2 protein-coding genes are annotated in these 2,116 nt (G+C 47.0%); one reads left to right on the top strand and one right to left on the bottom strand.

Going from position 1 to position 2,116, the window contains the following annotated elements; genetic code table 11:
- Positions 1–468: DUF2913 family protein (locus tag AB4496_RS26975; RefSeq protein WP_372132986.1), on the top strand; the 468-nt coding region annotated here is incomplete at its 5' end.
- A gap of 196 nt (positions 469–664) precedes the next feature.
- Here the strand turns inward: AB4496_RS26975 and AB4496_RS26970 are convergent.
- Positions 665–2,116, bottom strand: a 1,452-nt coding sequence (locus tag AB4496_RS26970) for a DUF2867 domain-containing protein (protein ID WP_372132984.1), incomplete at its 5' end; no start/stop codon positions are given.

Here is a 2,116-nt window from a genome sequence, read left to right as displayed (position 1 = left end):
AAACAGGGCCGTTCAAAGGGCAATAACTCTGATTTAACTTTTACCTTTAAACGTATTTCTGCGTTTTACGGACGTTTTTTCCCTGAAGGCGAAGAGCCTAAAGCGCTAAAAGACAGTGATGTTGAAGCGTTCATGGACAAAATGTACGAGATGGGTTGGAGTGTATCAAGTGAAGACGAGCTAACGACTGGCGGCAAAATTCAGTTCTTCACTGATGGTGAGCACTCTTTTGCACTTTGTGGCAAACAGTGTGACGACTCGTTCGACGGTGAGCTAATGGTAAAACCAATGAACTGGTTTGTTCGTGGTAACCACGCTGAGTTTATTCAAGCAGCGATGGAAGCAGGTTTCATGCTTCACAAAGTCACTGACTACAAGTCAGCGGTGAAGTATCACGGTGAATACATCGTGTATCCAGCTAACCAAGGCAACCAACTTGCAGAGATCCCAATTAGCGTTATTGGCTAGTAGCGGATTCGGGATGCGAGATGAGAGATACGAAGAGCGGAACTATCCGCTCTTTTTTTGCCTCTCATAGCGCGTGTCGCAAATTTGCTGTTAAGTCTTTTCGCATCTCGACAGACGAATCTGCTTTTAATCTCTTCGCATCCCGTATCCGCTTTTAATCGTTTCGCATCTCGTTACTCGAATCCCGGATCCGCTTTTAATCTTTTCTCATCTCGACACTCGAATCTCGCATCTGCTCTTTAGCCTGCTTCTCAATCGCCTTCACCATGCCTTTAAAGATAAACAGGTGAGCTGGCATCATCGCGAACCAATACAGTAAGCCTAAAAAGCCTTTTGGATGCCACCAAGCTGAAATGTTCAGTTCACGAGAATCACCGTGGTCAGATACGGTAATTTCGAGTCTCCCCAAACCGGGGCCTTTCATACCGAAAAGCAGAGATAGAAACTGATTCTCTTCACAGCGAATAACCTTCCAAGAGTCAATTTTGTCACCGACTTTTAGGTTAGGGCCTTCTGGCATTTGTCGAACAGGTACACCACCGCCAAAGATAAGATCTAACCATTCGCGTGTGCGCCATAAAGCGTTAGCGAAGAAGTAACCCTGTTTTGGGCTTCCTATCTGCTGTGCAACATGCCAGAGGGAATCTAAGGATGCGCTTGAGGTGATACTTGCCCCTGTTTTCTTCGGGTAATAGCCATACCCAGCTTGCCAGCGCGTGAAGGCGGTTTTGTCAAAGCCCCAAACATTACTTTTTACGAAGTTTCCTTCAGCGTGAATTGCTTGCTCAACCATGTTTTCGAATGAGATAAGTTTCTGAGGGTACTTTTCTCTAATGATGGTCGAACTGGCAATAAAGTCATGCTTTAAGCCCGCGAGAAGCGCTCTGCCTATGTTGGACGGAACAGAAGTCACCACGCCCAACCAATAAGACGCCATTGAAGGTGTGAGAAGTGATGTCGCCCACAGCCTGAGTGGACGATCGGCTGTTTTGGCAATGTGAGCAAATTGATTTCGATAAGAGACAATATCCGGCCCGCCAACCTCGAAGGTTTGGCTTTCGCTAGGCGTGTCTTGTGCGAGTTTTAGTAGATAGTGGTTCAGGTTCTGCAAGGCAATAGGGTTGGCTTTAGAGTCGACCCATTTGGGCGCAATCATGATAGGTAAGTTGTACACGAAGTCTCGCATGATCTCGAACGCCGCAGAGCCAGGGCCAATGATGACGCCTGCTTGAAGTTCGGTCACCGGTACTGGTCCTTTACGAAGCAGTTGTCCGGTTTGTTTTCTCGCTTGAAGATGCTCTGAATCACCAGTTTGGGGCTGAAGCGAACTGAGGTAGATGACGTGTTGGTTTTTTGGCCCAAGAGCCGAAACAAAGTTACGAGCCAAGTTGAGTTCGTAATCAATGAAATCATGGCCTTCAGCCATTCCATGTACAAGAAAGAAAATAAGGTCAAAGTCAGGGACGAGCGCTTGTGTCGCAGCTTGATCTGCGAGATCAAGGTATTCAAGTGACAAGTTGTCGTGAGGCTCTGTTCGTGCTTTTAAATAGTCGATATGCCTTGCTGCAGCTGTGACTTGATAGCCTTGCTCAAGCAGGATAGGGAGGAGCTGCGAACCAACATATCCAGAAGCGCCTAAAACCAGTAC

The organism is Vibrio sp. 10N.222.46.A1 (assembly GCF_041473595.1).
Lineage (GTDB): Bacteria > Pseudomonadota > Gammaproteobacteria > Enterobacterales > Vibrionaceae > Vibrio > Vibrio tasmaniensis_A.
Note: the sequence above shows the minus strand (reverse complement) of the source record. Positions and strands in the feature narration are given on the sequence as shown.